General features: G+C 60.0%; 14 protein-coding genes (1 of these 14 cut by a window edge). 6 read left to right on the top strand and 8 right to left on the bottom strand.

Annotation, left to right across the window (positions count from 1 at the left end; translation table 11 throughout):
• Positions 1-29: 29 nt before the first annotated feature.
• The 4 genes from prmC to HUS57_RS10150 all read right to left on the bottom strand — a co-directional run bounded on the left by prmC (position 30) and on the right by HUS57_RS10150 (position 5622).
• On the bottom strand, positions 30-920 hold the full coding sequence (gene prmC, locus HUS57_RS10165) for a peptide chain release factor N(5)-glutamine methyltransferase (RefSeq protein WP_246727831.1): 891 nt from the start codon (positions 918-920) through the stop codon (positions 30-32).
• Positions 907-1986, bottom strand: a complete 1080-nt coding sequence (prfA, locus tag HUS57_RS10160) for a peptide chain release factor 1 (protein WP_173933353.1) — start codon at positions 1984-1986, stop codon at positions 907-909. Before prfA ends, prmC begins: the two co-directional genes overlap by 14 nt.
• Positions 1987-2002: 16 nt before the next feature.
• Positions 2003-4273 carry a phosphoenolpyruvate--protein phosphotransferase gene (gene ptsP / locus HUS57_RS10155; protein ID WP_173933351.1) on the bottom strand — a complete coding sequence of 757 codons (2271 nt, stop codon included), beginning with the start codon at positions 4271-4273 and terminating at the stop codon, positions 2003-2005.
• Positions 4274-4347: 74 nt separating this feature from the next.
• Positions 4348-5622 (bottom strand): aspartate kinase, encoded by a 1275-nt coding sequence (locus HUS57_RS10150; RefSeq protein ID WP_173933349.1) that lies wholly within the window; start codon positions 5620-5622, stop codon positions 4348-4350.
• Positions 5623-5828: 206 nt separating this feature from the next.
• Here HUS57_RS10150 and ubiG point away from each other — a divergent pair, with 206 nt between their 5' ends.
• Positions 5829-6590, top strand: coding sequence for a bifunctional 2-polyprenyl-6-hydroxyphenol methylase/3-demethylubiquinol 3-O-methyltransferase UbiG (gene ubiG / locus HUS57_RS10145; RefSeq protein ID WP_173933347.1), 762 nt, complete (start codon positions 5829-5831; stop codon positions 6588-6590).
• 32 nt (positions 6591-6622) lie between these two features.
• Here ubiG and HUS57_RS10140 read toward each other — a convergent pair whose 3' ends face one another.
• The gene (locus HUS57_RS10140) at positions 6623-7246 is read right to left on the bottom strand and encodes a VUT family protein (RefSeq protein WP_173933345.1); all 624 of its coding nucleotides are present in this window, start codon (positions 7244-7246) and stop codon (positions 6623-6625) included.
• Between the two features lie 55 nt (positions 7247-7301).
• Entirely contained in the window at positions 7302-7598 is a 297-nt protein-coding gene (gene rpmB / locus HUS57_RS10135; RefSeq protein WP_173933343.1) for a 50S ribosomal protein L28, read from the bottom strand.
• A gap of 873 nt (positions 7599-8471) precedes the next feature.
• Here rpmB and HUS57_RS10130 point away from each other — a divergent pair.
• Positions 8472-9266 carry a DUF3108 domain-containing protein gene (locus tag HUS57_RS10130; RefSeq protein WP_173933340.1) on the top strand — a complete coding sequence of 265 codons (795 nt, stop codon included), beginning with the start codon at positions 8472-8474 and terminating at the stop codon, positions 9264-9266.
• Between the two features lie 21 nt (positions 9267-9287).
• The gene (locus HUS57_RS10125; protein ID WP_173933338.1) at positions 9288-10175 is read left to right on the top strand and encodes an EamA family transporter; all 888 of its coding nucleotides are present in this window, start codon (positions 9288-9290) and stop codon (positions 10173-10175) included.
• Here the strand turns inward: HUS57_RS10125 and gloB are convergent, their stop codons facing one another.
• On the bottom strand, positions 10176-10943 hold the full coding sequence (gene gloB, locus HUS57_RS10120; protein ID WP_173933336.1) for a hydroxyacylglutathione hydrolase: 768 nt from the start codon (positions 10941-10943) through the stop codon (positions 10176-10178). It abuts the gene before it with no gap.
• A gap of 100 nt (positions 10944-11043) precedes the next feature.
• On the opposite strand from gloB, the gene HUS57_RS10115 reads away from it, so the two are divergent.
• The 3 genes from HUS57_RS10115 (at position 11044) to HUS57_RS10105 (ending at position 16325) form a co-directional block, all read left to right on the top strand.
• The gene (locus HUS57_RS10115; RefSeq protein WP_173933751.1) at positions 11044-11850 is read left to right on the top strand and encodes a methyltransferase domain-containing protein; all 807 of its coding nucleotides are present in this window, start codon (positions 11044-11046) and stop codon (positions 11848-11850) included.
• A 171-nt stretch (positions 11851-12021) separates the two neighbouring features.
• Positions 12022-14631: an ATP-dependent chaperone ClpB gene (gene clpB / locus HUS57_RS10110; protein ID WP_173933333.1), complete on the top strand. Its 2610-nt coding sequence runs from the start codon at positions 12022-12024 to the stop codon at positions 14629-14631.
• Positions 14632-14834: 203 nt separating this feature from the next.
• Positions 14835-16325, top strand: coding sequence for a L,D-transpeptidase (locus tag HUS57_RS10105; protein WP_173933331.1), 1491 nt, complete (start codon positions 14835-14837; stop codon positions 16323-16325).
• Positions 16326-16360: 35 nt separating this feature from the next.
• Here HUS57_RS10105 and HUS57_RS10100 read toward each other — a convergent pair whose 3' ends face one another.
• Positions 16361-17262, bottom strand: partial view of a M23 family metallopeptidase gene (locus tag HUS57_RS10100; RefSeq protein ID WP_246727830.1) — the end only. Its footprint extends 1048 nt past the window's final position; only the last 902 of its 1950 coding nucleotides appear in the window; the start codon falls outside the window, past its right edge — the gene reads right to left on this strand; it ends in the stop codon at positions 16361-16363.

The following is a 17262-nucleotide window of genomic DNA, read 5'->3' as shown; positions in this document are numbered from 1 at the left end:
TCCTGCTATTTGCCAAGTCTTTTTTCCCACTAAATCCATCCTGAAGCAGCAGGAGCAAAGAGCATTGCTCTGTCACGACCGCCGAGATCTCGCCTTGCGCTTAACAGTGTATAACCTTCTGCGGCGAAGATCTGTGCAACCGCCTCTTTCTGGTCATAGCCTGTTTCAAGAGCGATCAGACCGACCTCGGACAAATGCTTGTGCGCGCCGGATGCGATTTCACGATAAGGCAGCAGCCCATCGGAGCCGCCATCGAGTGCAATTTCTGGATCATGCTGGCGCACTTCTCGCGGCAGCGTCTCCATATCAGCCGCCGATATATAGGGCGGGTTGGAGATGATTATATCGTAACGGCCGTCTACACTTTCCAGCCAGTTCGAAAGAAGCGTGGTGAACCGCGCTCCCAGGCCGTGGATATCGGAATTCCGCCGCGCCGTTGCAAGGGCCTCACGCGAAATATCCGTGCCTACGGCAATGGAACGCTCGACGACACTCAAAAGAGCCAGCGCAATGGCGCCCGTCCCGGTGCCAAGATCGAGGATTCGGCATCCGCCTTTCTGTTCCGCTATCCGCTGCACCACGGGTAACGCGAGCTCAACAAGCGTTTCGGTATCGGGGCGCGGCTCCAGAGTTTCGGGCGACATGAGAAGCTTCAGCCCGTAGAACTCCCGGTAACCAAGACTCCGGTAGATTGGCATGCCTTCCCGCCGCTGCTCAATAGCCGAAAGAACGGCATCGACTGCGCTCGTTTCAACCGGACTTGCCGGCCGTGTAATCGAATCGATCCTCTTTGTGCCGGTAAAATGTTCGACGAGGACTCGCGCTTCCAATGCCGGATCGTCGACTTTGGCTTCGCTTAGCCTTCGACGGGCTTCGTCAAGCAAGGTCCCCAGAGTGAAGGAAATCTTAGTCTTCGGCACTTTCCGCAGCCAGAAGTTTCGACTGATGGTCTGCGATGAGCGCGTCGATTACCTCGTCGAGTTCGCCTTCCATCACCCGGTCGAGCTTGTATAGCGTAAGGTTGATGCGGTGATCGGTAATACGTCCCTGGGGAAAATTGTAGGTCCGGATGCGTTCGGAGCGATCGCCAGTGCCCACTTGCAGGCGCCTGGTCTCGGAGCGTTCTTCCGCTGCTTTCGTCCGCTCGGCATCGAACAGCCGGGCCCGCAAAATCTGCATTGCCCGGGCACGGTTCTGGTGCTGCGACTTCTCCGATTGCACAACCACGATACCTGTGGGTATGTGCGTGACACGGACGGCCGAATCGGTGGTGTTGACGTGCTGTCCGCCGGCGCCTGAGGCACGCATGGTGTCGATGCGGATGTCCTCTGGCTTGATCTCGATGTCCACCTCTTCGGCTTCCGGCAGAACGGCCACGGTGGCCGCGGATGTATGGATGCGGCCCTGGGCCTCGGTTGCTGGCACGCGCTGCACCCGATGAACGCCGGATTCGAACTTGAGCCGCGAAAACACTCCTCGCCCGGAGATGGTGGCAATAATTTCCTTATAGCCGCCAGCTTCCCCCTCGCTGGCAGATACCACTTCCACCCTCCAGCCCTGTTCACCCGCATATCGCTCATACATGCGGAACAGGTCTCCTGCAAAAAGGGCAGCCTCGTCACCGCCCGTGCCTGCCCGGATCTCCAAGATCGCGTTCTTTTCGTCTGCCTCGTCCTTGGGCAGCAGCATGATCTGTAGTTCGTCCCGCAGCTTTTGGATACGTTCCTTGACCTCTTCGAAGTCGGCCTCGGCGAGTTCGCGCATCTCGCGCTCTGTTTCCTTATCGGAAATTATCGCCTCCAGGTCGGAAAGCTCCGCTTCCGCCTTCTTGAGCGCGCGGATATGGTCGGCAATCTCCTTCAACTCGGCATATTCCGATGCAAGCTTGACATAAGCCTCTGGCGCAGGCCCAGCCGCCATCTGCGTTTCGATCAGTTCAAAACGCTTCAAAACCTGATCCATGCGTTCGCGCGGCAACTCGGTCATCGAAAAAGATCTTGTCTTAAAGAGGAATGTCGTGGCTAGAGGCAAACTGCATCAGTTCAGCGCGGATATCGGTTACGGGGCTGTGATTGGCAAGAGCCTTTTCCATCAGGTCTGTAAGTTCGCCGAGTGGAAGTTCGCGCACCATTGCCTTCACAGGGCCTATTGAAGCCGCCGCCATGGAGATGGAGCGGAAGCCTATTGCCAGGAGCGCCATGGCCGAGATCGGGCGCCCCGCGAGTTCACCGCATAGTGTGACAGGCGTGTGTGCAGCCTGACCCGCTTCGGCGATCTGGCGAAGGAGTCGTAAGAATGGAGCGCCGATCGGGTCGAAGCGGTCGGCAATCAGCGTGTTACCCCTATCGGTGGCGGTCACGAACTGAAACAGGTCGTTCGATCCGACGGAGACGAAATCCACCGCCTGCATCAGCTCCTCAAGCTGCCAAAGCAGCGCCGGCACCTCGATCATCGCGCCGAGCTTCAGGCTTGTCGGCAGTAGATAGGCGAATTTAGACAGATGCCGGACTTCACGGCTGATAATCTCGCGCGCTTTGCGGATTTCATCCACCTCGGTGACCATGGGCAGCATAAGCTTCAGCTCGCGCCCTCCGGCTGCCTTGAGCAGCGCCCTGATCTGGGTGCGCAAAAGACCTGGCCGATCAAGTGTCAGTCTGATCGCCCGCCATCCAAGGGCAGGGTTTTCCTCGTGCTGGACGCTCTTGAAATAGGGCAGCACCTTGTCGCCCCCGATATCGATCGTGCGGAACGTCACTGGCTTGTCCCCAGCAGCGTCGAGCACCTCACGATAAAACCGCTCCTGCGCCTCCACCTTCGGGAAGGTAGAGGCTATCATGAACTGGAGTTCCGTGCGGAACAGCCCGATTCCGGCAGCGCCCGATTGGGCAAGCTGCGGCAGGTCTACCGCCAGCCCCGCATTCATGAGAAGCTCGATGGAAACCCCGTCCTTGGTCCGCGAAGGCGAATTGCGCAATTCTCGGTAAAGCTTCTGGCGGCGGGCGCGGAAACGCACTTTCTCCGCATAAACCGCCTCGATATCGGCCTGCGGCCGCAGATGCACCTGCCCGTCATCGCCATCTACAATTATCGCGTCGCCATTCTCGGACATTGCGACGGCGCCCTTCACCTGGCCTACGGTCGGAACGCCGATAGCGCGAGCGACGATAACGATATGGCTGGTTGCCGCTCCTTCTTCCAGCACCAGGCCTCGCAGACGCTCGCGCGGGTAATCGAGCAGTTCGGCCGCGCCCATGGAGCGGGCAACGAGAATGGCATCCTTCGGAACGATTTCCGCCAGCGCCTCCGGGTCAAGGCCCATAAGCTGGCGCAGGAGCCGGTTGGCAAGATCATCGAAGTCGCTCATGCGCTCGCGCAGATAGGGGTCGGTCATGTGCAGCATGCGAGCGCGCATATCGCTCTGCACCTTTTCAACGGCTGCCTCCGCGGTCAGCCCGTTCCGCACGGCTTCTTCCAACCGCCGCACCCAGCCATGATCGTTGGCGAACATGCGATAGGCTTCGAGCACCGCCCGATGCTCGCCTTCAAAGGCGACATCCCCCCGCGATAGCATGTCGTCGATGGACAGGCGCAACGAGGAGAGGGCCTGCTCAAGCCGCTCCAGTTCCTGCTCACTGTCTTCGTTGAAGAGGTTGGTCACCACCACCCGCGGCTCGTGCAGAACCACGTGGCCAAGCCCGATGCCCTCATTGAAGACGTGGCCCCTCAGGTGCACCGAGCGTCTAAGGTCGAGCTCGATTCCGGGCCGGGTAAGCCGCGCAAGGTCGCCTGTGGCGATCAGTTCGGCCATTACCATGGCAACCGTTTCGAGAGCCTCCACCTCATCCTCGCGGTAATGGCGCATGGTGCGGTTCTGCACCACGAGGACGCCAAGCGTCCGCCCGGCCCGCAGAACAGGCACGCCAAGGAAGGAGTGGTAAATTTCTTCTCCCGTCTCGGGCAGATAGGCAAAAGCCGGATGCTTCTGCGCGTCACTCAGGTTGAGGGGCCTTGCGCTGGCCGCAATGGTTCCGACTAGGCCTTGGCCAAGCCGTAACTGCGCAAGATGGACAGCCTTGGGGTTAAGGCCTTCGGTTGCGTACAGCTCCAGCACCGAGTCTGCGCGCAGGATGTAGAGCGAGCAGACTTCTGCCACCATGTTCTGGGCGATCTCGCGTACGATTCTGTCGAGCCGACGCTGCGGCTCGGCAGGCTCCGCCATGATCTCGCGGAGGCGCTTTAGCAGTACGCGCGGCCCTGCGGTGGTTTCTCGCATGCGGCTCCAAGTGACTGGCCGGTGGCCCTCAGGTGGGCGCGGCGGGTTGCTTCAAGACAAACTGCCCTGATGCATTATTGTTTATCGAGCCCGTAGACGGAATGCAAAGTTCTTACGGCCAGTTCCGCATAGGGCCCATCAATCAATATAGAAATTTTTATCTCGGAAGTCGTGATTGCGCGGATATTGATGCCTTTCTCCGCCAGGGCCTTGAAAGCCGTGGCGGCAACGCCTGCATGGCTGCGCATCCCGATGCCGATTACCGAGACCTTCACCAGCCCGGCCTCGGACTGAAGCGCATCGAATCCGACACTGTCGCGCGCTTTTTCAAGGATCTTGACGGCCTTCTCCACATCGCCTGTAGGCACCGTGAAGGTAATATCCGTCTTCGACCCATCTTCGGAGATGTTTTGGACGATCATGTCCACATTGATGTTGGCTTCGGCGAGGGGCCCGAAGATGGCGGCCGAGACACCGGGCCGGTCCGACACCCGGCGCAGCGAGATCTGAGCCTCATCCTTGGCATAGGCGATGCCGGTGACGACTTGCTGTTCCACGATTTCTTCCTCATCGCATATGAGCGTGCCGGGAGGAGCTCCAAAATCCCCCATGCCCGGCGCATCGGGATCCTCAAACGACGATCTTACGAAAGTCCTGACCTTGTGCACCATGGCAAGCTCAACTGAGCGGACCTGCAGGACCTTCGCACCGAGCGACGCCATTTCGAGCATTTCCTCGAAAGAAATTTTGGCAAGCCGCCGCGCCGCAGGCACGATCCGGGGATCGGTCGTGTAGACGCCGTCCACATCTGTATAGATGTCGCAGCGGTCGGCCCTGAGTGCCGCGGCCAGCGCAACTGCGCTCGTATCGGAACCTCCGCGCCCAAGTGTGGCAATACGGTTGTCGGGCGCCAAACCCTGAAAGCCGGTCACGACAGCCACCTGGCCCATCTTCATGCGGCGGACTATCTCTTCTCCGTCTATTTCACGGATGCGGGCGGCGCCATGCGCGTTGTCCGTACGTATGGGAATTTGCCAGCCCTGCCAGGAGCGGGCATCGACACCGATGGATTGAAGCGCGATTGCAAGCAGGCCGCTCGTTACCTGTTCGCCCGAGGCGATGATTGCATCGTATTCACGGGCGTCATAGACGAGGGAGGAGGCACCCGTCGCCTTCGGCATGCCCTGCGCCCAGGATACCAGTTCGTTCGTCTTGCCGGCCATGGCAGAGACGACAACCGCAACTTGATGTCCCGCATCCACCTCGCGTTTAACGTGACGTGCCACATTGTGAATGCGGTCAAGATCGGCGACGGAAGATCCGCCGAATTTCATCACGAGGCGCGCCATAGTTCGGGATGTGCCTTCTTATTGTTGGATCAGCGGAAGACCCGCCATTGTGAATTCTTTGCCTTACGAAAGACGGGCCTTCCCTTATCCAAAGCGGGCAGATTCCGCAAGCAACGCATGCATATCACCAACTGTGAACGCCAGCAGGGTTGACATTGGCGGTTTCTCGCACGACTTCATTGCGTCGCGACAGGAGAAATGCATCTATGTCCGAAGCCCGACGAACATCCATCGACGCTGGTGAGATTGAGCGATTTTCCGCGCTTGCCGCGGAGTGGTGGAATCCGAATGGAAAATTCCGGCCGCTGCACAAGTTCAATCCGGTGCGGCTGGCCTATATCCGCGATCATGTTGCAGCCCGTTTTGGGCGCGATCCTCGAGCTGCGAAGCCCTTCGAGGGGCTGCGTTTTCTCGACATTGGCTGTGGGGGCGGCCTGTTGTGCGAGCCGATGGCCAGGCTTGGCGCGGAGGTTGTCGGCGCCGATGCTTCGGAAACGAATATCGAGGTGGCTCGGCTCCACGCGGCTGAAAGTGGAGTGAAGGTCGATTATCGTGCCGAGACAGCAGAGGCGCTTGCAGAGCAAGGTGAAAAGTTCGACGTTATCCTCAATATGGAGGTCGTCGAGCATGTGGCTGACATAGACTACTTCATTGCCAAATGTGCTGAGATGCTGACGCCCGGCGGCATCATGTTCGTCGCCACCATCAACAGGACATTGAAGGCGCTGGGGCTTGCCATCATCGGCGCGGAATATGTGCTGCGCTGGCTGCCGCGGGGCACACATCAATACGGCAAGCTGGTGCGGCCGGAGGAACTGGATCGTGCCCTTTCCGCCGCCGGCCTTGTGACGAAGGACCGCACGGGCGTCGTCTACAATCCGCTGACCGACCGTTGGAATCGCTCGCGTGACATGGACGTCAATTACATGGTTATGGCGGAGAAGCCCGCGCTGGGCGATCTGAACTGAAAAGAAGGGTCAGCGGTGTCCGGCGCCTTTTCTTATGCGGCTTCGACAGGCCGCAGAAAGGATAGAAGTGCGCCGTACGGCGCCAGCATTGCTAGGCTGATCAGCAGCTTCACGCCGAAATCGCCCAACGCCAGCGATACCCAAAGCGGTACATTCATCCCGAAGCCAAGAAGCGGAACCGCCAGGCCGAGCGAGGTGTCGGGCTGACCGAAGCCGGTATCGAGGAAGGCAAATGCCGCTGCAAACGCCAGCGAGAAAAATATTACCGTGTCGAGTACTGAGCCGGCGAGCGACGAGATCAGTGGGGCGCGCCACCAGGCGCTGTTCCGCAGCCGGTTGAATATCGCGACATCGAGAAGCTGGGCTGAAAGGAACGCTGTTCCTGAAGCGAGCGCAATCCGCGGGCCGGCCAACCAGACCGACAGTACAACCGCCAGCGCAAATCCGACCATCACCACCCGGCGCGCCGCCGCAGGGCCGAAACGACGATTGGTCAGGTCATTGACGAGAAAGGCAACCGGATAGGTGAAGGCGCCCCAGGTGAGAATCTCGCCAAGGCCGAAATGCTGGAACGGAAACTGAACCAGAAAATTGGACGCAACCACTATGGCCGCCATGGCGGCCATGAAGGGCAAGACATTGCCTGCGCGAAGCATTTTTTTATCCTGGGTTATGGAACCAGTGGGCGGCAAGGCCGCCCCAAAGGTATGATTAGGCTTCCGCCTGTTCGCCGAGCTTCTTGGCAATCTGCTTCTTCAAGAGGCGAGCGCGCTGCGAAAGCTCGTTTGACTTGGCCTTCATGAGGAAGGCGTCGAGCCCTCCCCGGTGCTCAACCGAGCGAAGGGCGCTGGCTGAAATGCGCAGGCGAAACCTTTGCCCAAGCACATCGGACATTAGCGTGACATCGCAAAGGTTGGGCAGGAAGCGGCGGCGAGTCTTGTTGTTGGCGTGGCTCACATGGTTGCCGCTCATCACGGCCTTGCCAGTCAGTTCGCAAGCGCGGGACATCTTTTTTCTACCTTATCTTTCGGGCCGAACTCCATTGTCGCACCAGTTGGCGACGCGCGGACATACTTGCGGCCTCGTGGAAATCGAGGCTTGCCATAGAGATTTTTCCGCATCCGGTCAAGTTGTTGTCCGGGTTCAGGACATATGAGACCGTGTTGGCTTCACTGGTTCGGAGCTTATCGAGGTACTTGACGGGGATGAGTCGTGCAAGGGCGCCATAGGGGCGGGTGGTGGTTGCTGAAGCTGTCGTGGATAGGTTGCCGCCTTCGCAACGCTCCAGCGCGCGGCCGGGCCGTAGTGGTGACGTACTTGATAGCTTGTCAGGCGCTCCACATCGGAAACGCAGCCGCCCGGCCCCCTCGACGAAATCGGCGGCCGGCGGCGGATGCAGAGCTGGCGGGGCCGGCACGAGCGCGGTTTGGGCGCTTTTCGCAGCGATAAGGTCTGGCGCAGCTAGCGCCCGCGGCATGCGCAACCCGGTCTGCCATCAGCCGTGGCCGTTCGCATGGCGTCAGCGCCGCATCAAGGCTCCACGCCAAGCTGCTTTGCAGGAGAGCTTTCGCCGCCCGACGTGACGCCGCCGCTTCTGATAACGTGGTCTGGCCGGCAGAATACGTGACATAAGGTTGTCCTTCCTGTCTCCAGCTTTAACAATCCGAGCTTCGGAGAGCCTTTCCTTCGTTCAACCGTCTCACAACGGTATGAACCTGATTGGTTGTGCCTGCAAAACTGCGCTTCCTTACATCCGCCTCATTTTACCGTCTTTGCCTGAATGGAAGGGATGCAAGCGGCCCGTGCCGCATGAATTGGAGGCCGGTAGTGCGCATCCTATGGCGCTGGCCCGAAAACCGGAATGCGCATCCGGAAAGAACGATGCAAAGTAACCTTTATACGCCCTTGCGAACGCGCGGAGCGGCATTGCGTGGCGCGCTGGCGGTCGTCCTGCTCGCGGCCGCAGTCTCTCCGCTCTCCGCAGCGACACAATCCTACCAGACCCGTTACGACATCTCTCTTTACGGGCTACCCGTTGGCCGGGCGATTTTTGAAAGCCGGTTCGAGGGCCAGGGTTTTGCAGTGTCGGGCCGCTTTTCCAGCGCCGGCATCGCCCGCATCTTTGACCGTACCGATGGAACCGTGACCGTTATGGGCCGATTCGGTCGTGGCGCAAGCCGACCGGAGCGTTACACGCTTGACTATCGCAGCGGGCGGAAGAAGCAGATGACCGAGATACGCTTTGCCCGCGACAGGGTGGCGGAGACGGTAAACCGGCCCGAACTCAAAAAACGCGGGTCGGATTGGGTTCCACTTGGACAGCGCCATCTTTCCGGTGTCGTTGACCCGCTTTCGGCCCTGATGCTGCCTGCCTCCGATCCGGAAAGGGTCTGCAACCGGACCGTCAGGGTCTACGATGGCGAGACCCGCGCGGACATCGTGCTACAGCCAGCAGCAGGCAGTGAAAGCTTCGCCGGCGCCACCATTACTTGCCGTGCTCGTTTCGTACCGGTCGCCGGCTACCGCAAGAACCACTCCACTATAAGATTCCTGCGCGACCGCGGCGATATCCGCATTGGCTTCCAACCCGTGGCCGGCGGCGGTATCTACTCCCCCGTCGAGGCTACCATTGCCACCAAGGTCGGAACGGTGCACATCAAGGCACGATCCATGTAGTCGGGGTAGGGGAGGATGAAATTGGCGCGGGCCACCTTGATCGGTTTTTCGGCCGTCGTGATGTGGGCGTTACTTGCGCTGTTCACAGCCGCCTCCGGCATGGTTCCTCCCTTCCAGCTTTCTGCAATGACCTTTGCGGTTGGAACCGTCGTAGGGATCTTCGCACAGCTCAAAGTACCTGCCCTGCGCGCACGCTTTCCGGTGCCGCTGCCGGTCTGGCTCGTTGGCATTGGCGGGCTCTTCGGCTATCACTTTCTCTACTTCACGGCACTTCGCAATGCGCCTGCGGTGGAGGCAAGCCTGATTGCCTATCTCTGGCCACTCCTGATTGTTCTGGGTTCTGCATTGATGCCGGGCGAACGGATAGGATGGCATCATGTTGCCGGCGCCGTTCTGGGGCTGGCCGGCACTTTCCTCATCCTCACGAAGGGGCAAGGCTTCACCTTTGAAAAACAATACGGGCTCGGCTACGCCGCGGCCGCCACCTGTGCGCTATGCTGGTCCGGCTACTCGCTCCTGTCGCGCCGCTTCATGGATGTGCCGACAGGAATGGTCACGTGGTTCTGTGCTGCCACTTCCATTTTATCGGCCCTGTGTCATCTGCTGCTGGAAGAAACGGTGTGGCCATCCGGTCTGGGGGAGTGGCTGGCAGTGGCGGGGCTTGGCCTGCTTCCTGTCGGGGCGGCCTTCTATGTCTGGGACTATGGGGTAAAGCGTGGGAACATTCAGGTGCTTGGGGCTTCCAGTTATGCCGCACCTTTATTGTCCACTCTGATTCTGATCGCCGCCGGCGCGGCGGAGCCGACGGCAATTATCCTGATCGCGTGTCTTCTCATCACCGGCGGTGCCGTTCTTGCAGCCACAGGCATGCTCGGGCGGCGCGCAGCTCCGGCTGGCGATACTGCCTGATCAGAATGTGTCCTTGCGTTTGCGGATCTCGGCGAAGACCTCCACATCGGGGGCATTTTCCATGCCGAGATTACGGCGGATGTCCGGATCGTGCCAGCGCAGGAAGGGGTTTGTTGCAAGCTCTTCGGCAAGCGTGGTTGGAAGTGTGGGCTTGCCTTCGCTCCGCAATGCCTCGATTTTCCTAGCTCTCTCCCTCAATGCGGCGTTCTCCGGGTCGACGGAGAGCGCGAATTGGGCGTTTGATTCGGTATATTCGTGGCCACAATAGATGGTGGTCTCTGGTGGAAGCGCTGCGATTTTCTTCAGCGATTCCAACATGGCGGCCGGCTCGCATTCTAGAAGCCTGCCGCATCCGAGCGCGAAGAGCGTGTCGGCAGTAAACGCAATGCCCGCCTTGGCAAAATGGTATGAGATGTGGCCTGCCGTGTGGCCCGGCGTCTCGATGACCAGTGCATCTTGCCCGCCGACAGTAACCGTATCGCCTTCCTTCAGTTGCCAGTCGATGCCGGGAATCTTGTCCGCTTCCTTTGCTGGCCCATAGATCGTCAGTCCGAAGCGTTCCTTCAGCGCCAGGTTGGCTTCCACATGGTCCACATGGTGATGCGTGATCAAAAGCAGTGAAGGCGTCCAGCCCGTTCGCTCTATTGCCTCCAGAATGGTGTGCTCTTCCGGCGCATCGATCAGCGCCGTTGCGCCTGTCTCCCTATCCCGTGCTAGAATGCCGAAATTGTCGCTGCGGCACATGAACTGTTCAATTTCAAGCGTCATGGGAACCTCCATTGTGGCAGAACGATAGGGCGGACGAGTGGTTTTGTCACCCGCCAAGGGCGACTTGCGGGAGACACGATCGGCGCTTACCGTTCGTCATATGAATTCCGATATCGTCGATCTCAAGACTTTCTACGCGACATTGCTCGGCAGGCTTGCGGAGCGTTCGATCGCCATGGCTCTATCCTCCATCTGGAACAAGCTGCCGGAAGAGCGCCTTATGGGGCTCGGCTATGCCTTGCCCTGGCTGGACCGTTTCGGGCCGGACGCCGAGCGGGCATTCGCCATGATGCCAGCACGCCAGGGAGCCGTGTGCTGGCCCTCGGGGCGGCCTTCTTCTACAGTGCTCGTCTTTGAGGAAGAATTGCCCTTGCCCGATGCCGCGCTGGACCGGATTCTGCTCGTGCATGCGCTGGAGCATGCGGAAAATCCGGAGCAGATGCTTCTGGAGCTCTGGAGGGTGCTGGCGCCGGGCGGCCGCCTTGTCATCGTCGTTCCCAACCGGCGCGGCTTGTGGGCTCGTTTCGAGCACACCCCATTCGGCACGGGCAGGCCCTATTCACGTGCCCAGCTTGTCGATCTGTTACGGGAGGCGAATTTCACGCCGGGGGCATGGGCCGATTCGCTGCACTTCCCGCCTGCGAGGCGCCGCTGGGTCATGCGGTTGCACAAGGTGTTGGAGCGGGCAGGGCGGCGCTTCTGGCCGCTCTTTGCAGGCGTACTCGTAGTGGAGGCGGAAAAACGGCTGCACCAGGGCATCCCGGCTATGGCGCGCCGCTTCCGGCGAGTCCTTGTGCCAGCGTTGGCGCCGCAAGGTGCGGCTGGAGTGACACCCCGCGCCGCAGCCAGCCGGAGGGCTTCCGACGCTACCGGGGAAACTCGCCGATTCCTGTCTTATGGCGGGTGAAAATAGCCTTTTCCTTTTTCGTGCGTGCATCTTTTTTTCTTCCGCTTTGACCTTGCTGGTTTGCCAAACTGCTCCCATATCTGTGTCATCGGTACCTGCCGTCTTGGGGGTCCGTCACATTAGCCTGCCCGATGCCGCAAAGCGGGTCGGCAGGGAGATGGAGACACGGTAATGAACATTGAGAAATATTCCGAGCGGGTGCGCGGCTTCATCCAGTCCGCCCAGACGCTTGCTCTTTCCAGAAATCACCAGCAGTTCACGCCGGAGCACATTTTGAAGGTGCTCGTGGATGATGATGAAGGACTGGCCGCCTCGCTCATCGAGCGTGCGGGTGGCCGACCGAATGATGTAAAGCTGGGGGTCGAGGCTATCTTGCAGGCGCTGCCCAGGGTGGAGGGTGGAAGCGGACAGCTTTACATGGCTCAGCCGCTCGCCAAGGTTTTTGCTACTGCGGAGGAAATCGCAAGGAAGGCCGGGGACAGCTACGTAACGGTCGAGAGGCTGTTGACCGCGCTTGTTGTAGAAAAATCTGCCAAGACTTCCGAAATCCTGACAAAGGCGGGTGTGACCGCCACAGCGCTAAATCAGGTAATTAACGAGCTTCGAAAGGGGCGCACCGCAGATTCTGCCACCGCCGAGCAGAGCTATGACGCCCTTAAGAAATATGCGCGCGATCTTACCGCCGACGCGCGTGCGGGGAAACTCGATCCGGTAATCGGCCGTGACGACGAGATTCGCCGCACGATCCAGGTCCTCTCCCGCCGCACCAAGAACAATCCCGTGCTGATCGGCGAGCCTGGTGTCGGCAAGACGGCGATCGCCGAAGGTCTGGCGCTGCGGATCGTCAATGGCGACGTTCCCGAATCGCTCAAGGACAAAGAGCTCATGGCGCTCGATATGGGCGCGCTGATTGCTGGCGCGAAATATCGCGGCGAGTTTGAGGAGCGCCTTAAAGCGGTGCTTTCCGAGATTCAGGCAGCCGCCGGCGGCGTTATCCTCTTCATTGATGAGATGCACACGCTGGTAGGCGCAGGAAGGGCAGAAGGGGCAATGGACGCCTCCAACCTCCTCAAGCCTGCCCTTGCGCGTGGCGAGCTCCACTGCGTTGGCGCCACGACGCTGGACGAATACCGTAAGCATGTGGAGAAGGATGCGGCGCTCGCCCGCCGTTTCCAGCCCGTTTATGTGAATGAACCGACCGTAGAGGATACGATTTCGATCCTGCGCGGGCTCAAGGAAAAGTATGAGCAGCATCATAAGGTGCGCGTCTCCGACTCGGCATTGGTGGCGGCGGCGAACTTGTCGAACCGCTACATCACCGATCGCTTTCTGCCAGATAAGGCCATTGACCTTGTCGACGAAGCGGCTTCTCGTCTGAGGATGCAGGTCGACTCCAAGCCGGAGGAACTCGATGAGGTCGACCGCCGCATCATGCAGCTCAAGATCGAGCGCGAAGCGCTGCGTGTAGAAACGGACGAAGCCTCCAAGGACCGGCTGGAAAAGCTGGAGAAGGAGCTTGCCGATCTTGAAGAGGAGTCTGCCCGACTAACCAGCGCCTGGAAGGCGGAGAAGGACAAGCTCGGCCTTGCTGCGGATCTCAAGCGTCAGCTTGAGGAGGCACGTAATGAGCTTGCCATCGCCCAACGTAAAGGCGAGTTCCAGCGCGCTGGCGAACTGGCTTATGGCGTTATCCCGGAGCTGGAGAAGAAGCTGGCCGAGGCGGAAGCTACCACCGATGGCGGCAGCATGGTCGAGGAGACCGTGACGCCGGATCATGTGGCCCACATCGTCTCCCGCTGGACGGGCATCCCGGTGGACAAGATGCTCGAAGGCGAACGCGAGAAACTGCTGCGCATGGAAGACGAGCTCGCCAAGCGCGTTGTCGGCCAGGGCGAGGCGGTACAGGCCGTCTCGAAGGCGGTGCGCCGCGCACGCGCCGGGCTTCAGGACCCCAACCGGCCCATCGGCTCCTTCATGTTCCTTGGTCCCACCGGCGTGGGCAAGACGGAGCTGACCAAGGCGCTAGCGGCCTTCCTGTTCGATGACGAGCACGCGATGGTGCGCATAGACATGTCCGAGTTCATGGAAAAGCACTCCGTTGCACGGCTTATAGGAGCGCCGCCTGGCTATGTGGGTTATGAGGAAGGCGGCGTGCTCACGGAGGCGGTTCGCCGCAGGCCTTATCAGGTGATCCTGTTCGATGAGATCGAAAAGGCACATACGGACGTGTTCAACGTGCTGCTTCAGGTGCTCGACGACGGCAGGCTCACTGACGGTCAGGGCCGCACGGTGGACTTCCGCAACACGCTCATCATCATGACCTCGAATCTGGGTGCCGAGTACCTTGTCAATCTCGCCGATGGCGAGGAGGTGGAGAAGGTACGCGGAGAGGTGATGGCCGTGGTGCAGGCATCTTTCCGTCCGGAGTTCCTGAACCGCGTGGACGAGATCATTCTGTTCCAGCGCCTGCGCCGGCAGGATATGGGCGAAATCGTTCATATCCAGCTCAAGCGCCTTGAGCAGCTGCTGGAGGATCGCAAGATTGTCCTCGATCTCGACGAGGAGGCAATCAACTGGCTGGCCGAGAAGGGTTACGATCCTGCCTATGGCGCTCGGCCCCTGAAGCGCGTCATGCAGAAGGAGTTGCAGGACCCGCTGGCAGAGAAGATCCTGATGGGTGAGATCTTTGACAACTCTACGGTAAAGGTGACCGCAGGGTCCGACCGGCTGATCTTCCGCCCGCGTAGAAATGACGAGGCTGCGGTGGAAGAAGCCGCCTGATCGATGGAAGCGGAAGGTGGAGCTTGCGTTTCAGGATCGCGACAGAACTGCGCTCCTCCTTTCTCCTTTCAGCTCTTTCCGTGGCCGGAGGCGTGTCCTCCGGCCATTTTCATGCCAGGTTCATGTATTAGCGGCCATGTTCAAATAGCGCGCAGGCGCGGATCGCCTGGCGCAGCCGTTTCTTGTTCGCGGGGAGCCCAGTTTTGAAAAGACATCCGCTGGTATTTCTGTCCGGACTTCTTTTAGCACCGCAGGCGTTTGCAGCGGCGGTGGGGAATGTGGATGAACCGGCGGGCGGCCAGCCAGCCGGGCCAGTTGCCGGGCAGGTGCACCTTGCACAGACCTATGACTTCGACGTCTATATCGATCAATATGGCCGGGAGATCATCGTTGATCCCCGCACCGGCCGGGTAGTCGAAATACGTGCCCCGGCACTGCAGCCGCCGCCACCACCTCCGGTCCCTGAAATTGAATGGCGGAGCCGCGCTCGCTCCTACGATTTTACCGACCCGCGGGACCTGGAGAGGTTTCATCGCGACCGTGAAGCCGCCATTAGAGGCGGACGGGGCGGCGGTAGCGAGCGTTTCGTTGGACCAAGGGACCGTTACGATGCTCCGCTCGATCCTTATGAGGAATATGACGAATATGATTATGACGGGCTTGCGCGGGAGCAGCCTGATTATGGCGGGTTCTCCGACGATTATGGCGTAAGCCGGGCACCGCTTCCCCCTCCATCCGAACACGATAGTTTTGCGTCCGTGCCTCCCGGAGAGGAAGGGATAAGGGAGCCGCGGGAAATGGAGCCGCTAACGCCTCGCAATGACGGCATATCGGTGCCCAGTGCAAGGGGCGCCAGCGAAGACGTTGCCGCTTTCCAGGTCTTGCTCGACCGGGTGGGCGCCTCGCCGGGCGTGATCGACGGACGGATCGGCGACAATGTGAACAAGGCAATTGATGCTTATCGCGAGATCGCCGGCCAACGGCTTCGGACCTATGACAAGGCGTGGATAGAGGCGGAGTTGGAGAGGACGGGCGGCCCTGCCTTCAAGGAGTATACGATTACGCCGGAAGATGTTGCCGGACCTTACGTCGCGTCGGTGCCGGAGGACTATGGGGAAAAGGCCAAGCTGGAGCGGCTGAGCTTTACGCGTGTAAGCGAGATGCTGGCCGAGCGCTTCCATATGGACGAGAAGTATCTTTTGGATCTCAACCGCGGCCTGAATTTCAACCGGCCCGGTACGATCATCCGGGTCGCCAATCCGGGCAAGCCGGACGAAACGCCGGTCGCTCGTATTGTCGCTGACAAGAGCCGCAAACAGGTTCGTGCCTATGATGAAGGGGGGCGGCTGCTCGCGGCCTACCCCGCAACGATCGGCTCTGTGAATACGCCTTCCCCGTCAGGTACTCATGAGGTGACACGCGTCGCCTTCAATCCGAACTATACCTATGATCCGAACAAGAACTTCAAGCAGGGCGATAATGATCGGGTTCTGACGATTCCCCCGGGTCCCAACGGGCCTGTCGGCAGCGTGTGGATTGCTCTTTCCAAGCCGACCTATGGAATTCATGGAACGCCGGAGCCTTCCCAGATCGGAAAGACTTACTCGAACGGTTGTGTGCGGCTGACTAACTGGGATGCCGAGGAGCTTGCAAAACGGGTCAAGCCAAGCGTAACGGTGGAGTTCGTGGAGTAACCGCTCCGGCTCTACCGTTCTTTCTAGCCTTCAGCTTACCGCGTCACACGGGCAACGGAAACCGGGTTGGTGAAGGAGTCCTTAAGGAGGTCGTCAATCCGCTCCTTTTCGCGCAGGAAAGCTTCAAGGACCTCGTCCTTCAGTTCCCGGCTGTTGGGAAGCCGTACGCGCATCGGGTCGACCTTTCGCCCGTTTACGATCAGCTCGTAATGCAGATGATTGCCGGTGGATTGTCCGGTTGAACCCACATAGCCGATGACCTGACCCTGGCGAATATTTGCGCCTGGCACGACGCCTTTGGCGATGCCGCTCTGGTGATTATAGGAGGTGCGGTACCCATTCGCGTGGCGAATGATCGTCTGGCGCCCGTAGCCGGCCGCCCAACCGGCACTTTCCACTACGCCGTCACCCGAGGCAATGATTGGCGTGCCGCGCGGCGCAGCCCAGTCGACACCGGTATGCATGCGGGAATAGCCAAGTATCGGGTGGCGGCGCATGCCGAAACCGGAGGTAAAGCGCCCGTTCGGGACGGGATTGCGCAACAGGAAGGGCCGCGCGCTGCGCCCTTCCGAATCGAAATAGTCAATGGTGTCGTCCGGAAGCCCGAATCGGTAGTAGGTGCGCTTCTCGCCGCCGAAGCTTGCTGACACATACAGGATCTCGGAGGACTCCGAGGCGCTGCCGTCTTCATTGGGCTGCGAGAAGAAGACCTCGAGCTGATCGGTCGGCGAGACCCGGGACTGGTAATCCACATCGGCAGCCAGCAGGCGGATGAGCTGCTGTGTCATCGACCGCGTAAGGCCATAGGAATAAGCCGCATTATAGATGCCGTCATAGGTGCGGGGCAAATCGGCGCGCGCCGTCTGCCGTACCGGCTCATCCTCGAACATGGCGAGAAGCTCGGGACCGATTTCCGCCGCCTGGGCGCGCACGTAGC

Origin of the sequence: Chelativorans sp. Marseille-P2723 (assembly GCF_902809845.1) — a bacterium.
In the GTDB taxonomy this organism is placed as follows: Bacteria; Pseudomonadota; Alphaproteobacteria; order Rhizobiales; family Rhizobiaceae; genus Chelativorans.
Note: the sequence above shows the minus strand (reverse complement) of the source record. Positions and strands in the feature narration are given on the sequence as shown.

Excerpts from the sequence above, each read along its gene's own strand:
- prfA (WP_173933353.1), bottom strand. The coding sequence starts at position 1,986 with ATGACCGAGTTGCCGCGCGAACGCATGGATCAGGTTTTGAAGCGTTTT.
- ptsP (WP_173933351.1), bottom strand. The coding sequence starts at position 4,273 with ATGCGAGAAACCACCGCAGGGCCGCGCGTACTGCTAAAGCGCCTCCGC.
- HUS57_RS10150 (WP_173933349.1), bottom strand. The coding sequence starts at position 5,622 with ATGGCGCGCCTCGTGATGAAATTCGGCGGATCTTCCGTCGCCGATCTT.
- ubiG (WP_173933347.1), top strand. The coding sequence starts at position 5,829 with ATGTCCGAAGCCCGACGAACATCCATCGACGCTGGTGAGATTGAGCGA.
- HUS57_RS10140 (WP_173933345.1), bottom strand. The coding sequence starts at position 7,246 with ATGCTTCGCGCAGGCAATGTCTTGCCCTTCATGGCCGCCATGGCGGCC.
- rpmB (WP_173933343.1), bottom strand. The coding sequence starts at position 7,598 with ATGTCCCGCGCTTGCGAACTGACTGGCAAGGCCGTGATGAGCGGCAAC.
- HUS57_RS10130 (WP_173933340.1), top strand. The coding sequence starts at position 8,472 with ATGCAAAGTAACCTTTATACGCCCTTGCGAACGCGCGGAGCGGCATTG.
- gloB (WP_173933336.1), bottom strand. The coding sequence starts at position 10,943 with ATGACGCTTGAAATTGAACAGTTCATGTGCCGCAGCGACAATTTCGGC.
- HUS57_RS10115 (WP_173933751.1), top strand. The coding sequence starts at position 11,044 with ATGAATTCCGATATCGTCGATCTCAAGACTTTCTACGCGACATTGCTC.
- clpB (WP_173933333.1), top strand. The coding sequence starts at position 12,022 with ATGAACATTGAGAAATATTCCGAGCGGGTGCGCGGCTTCATCCAGTCC.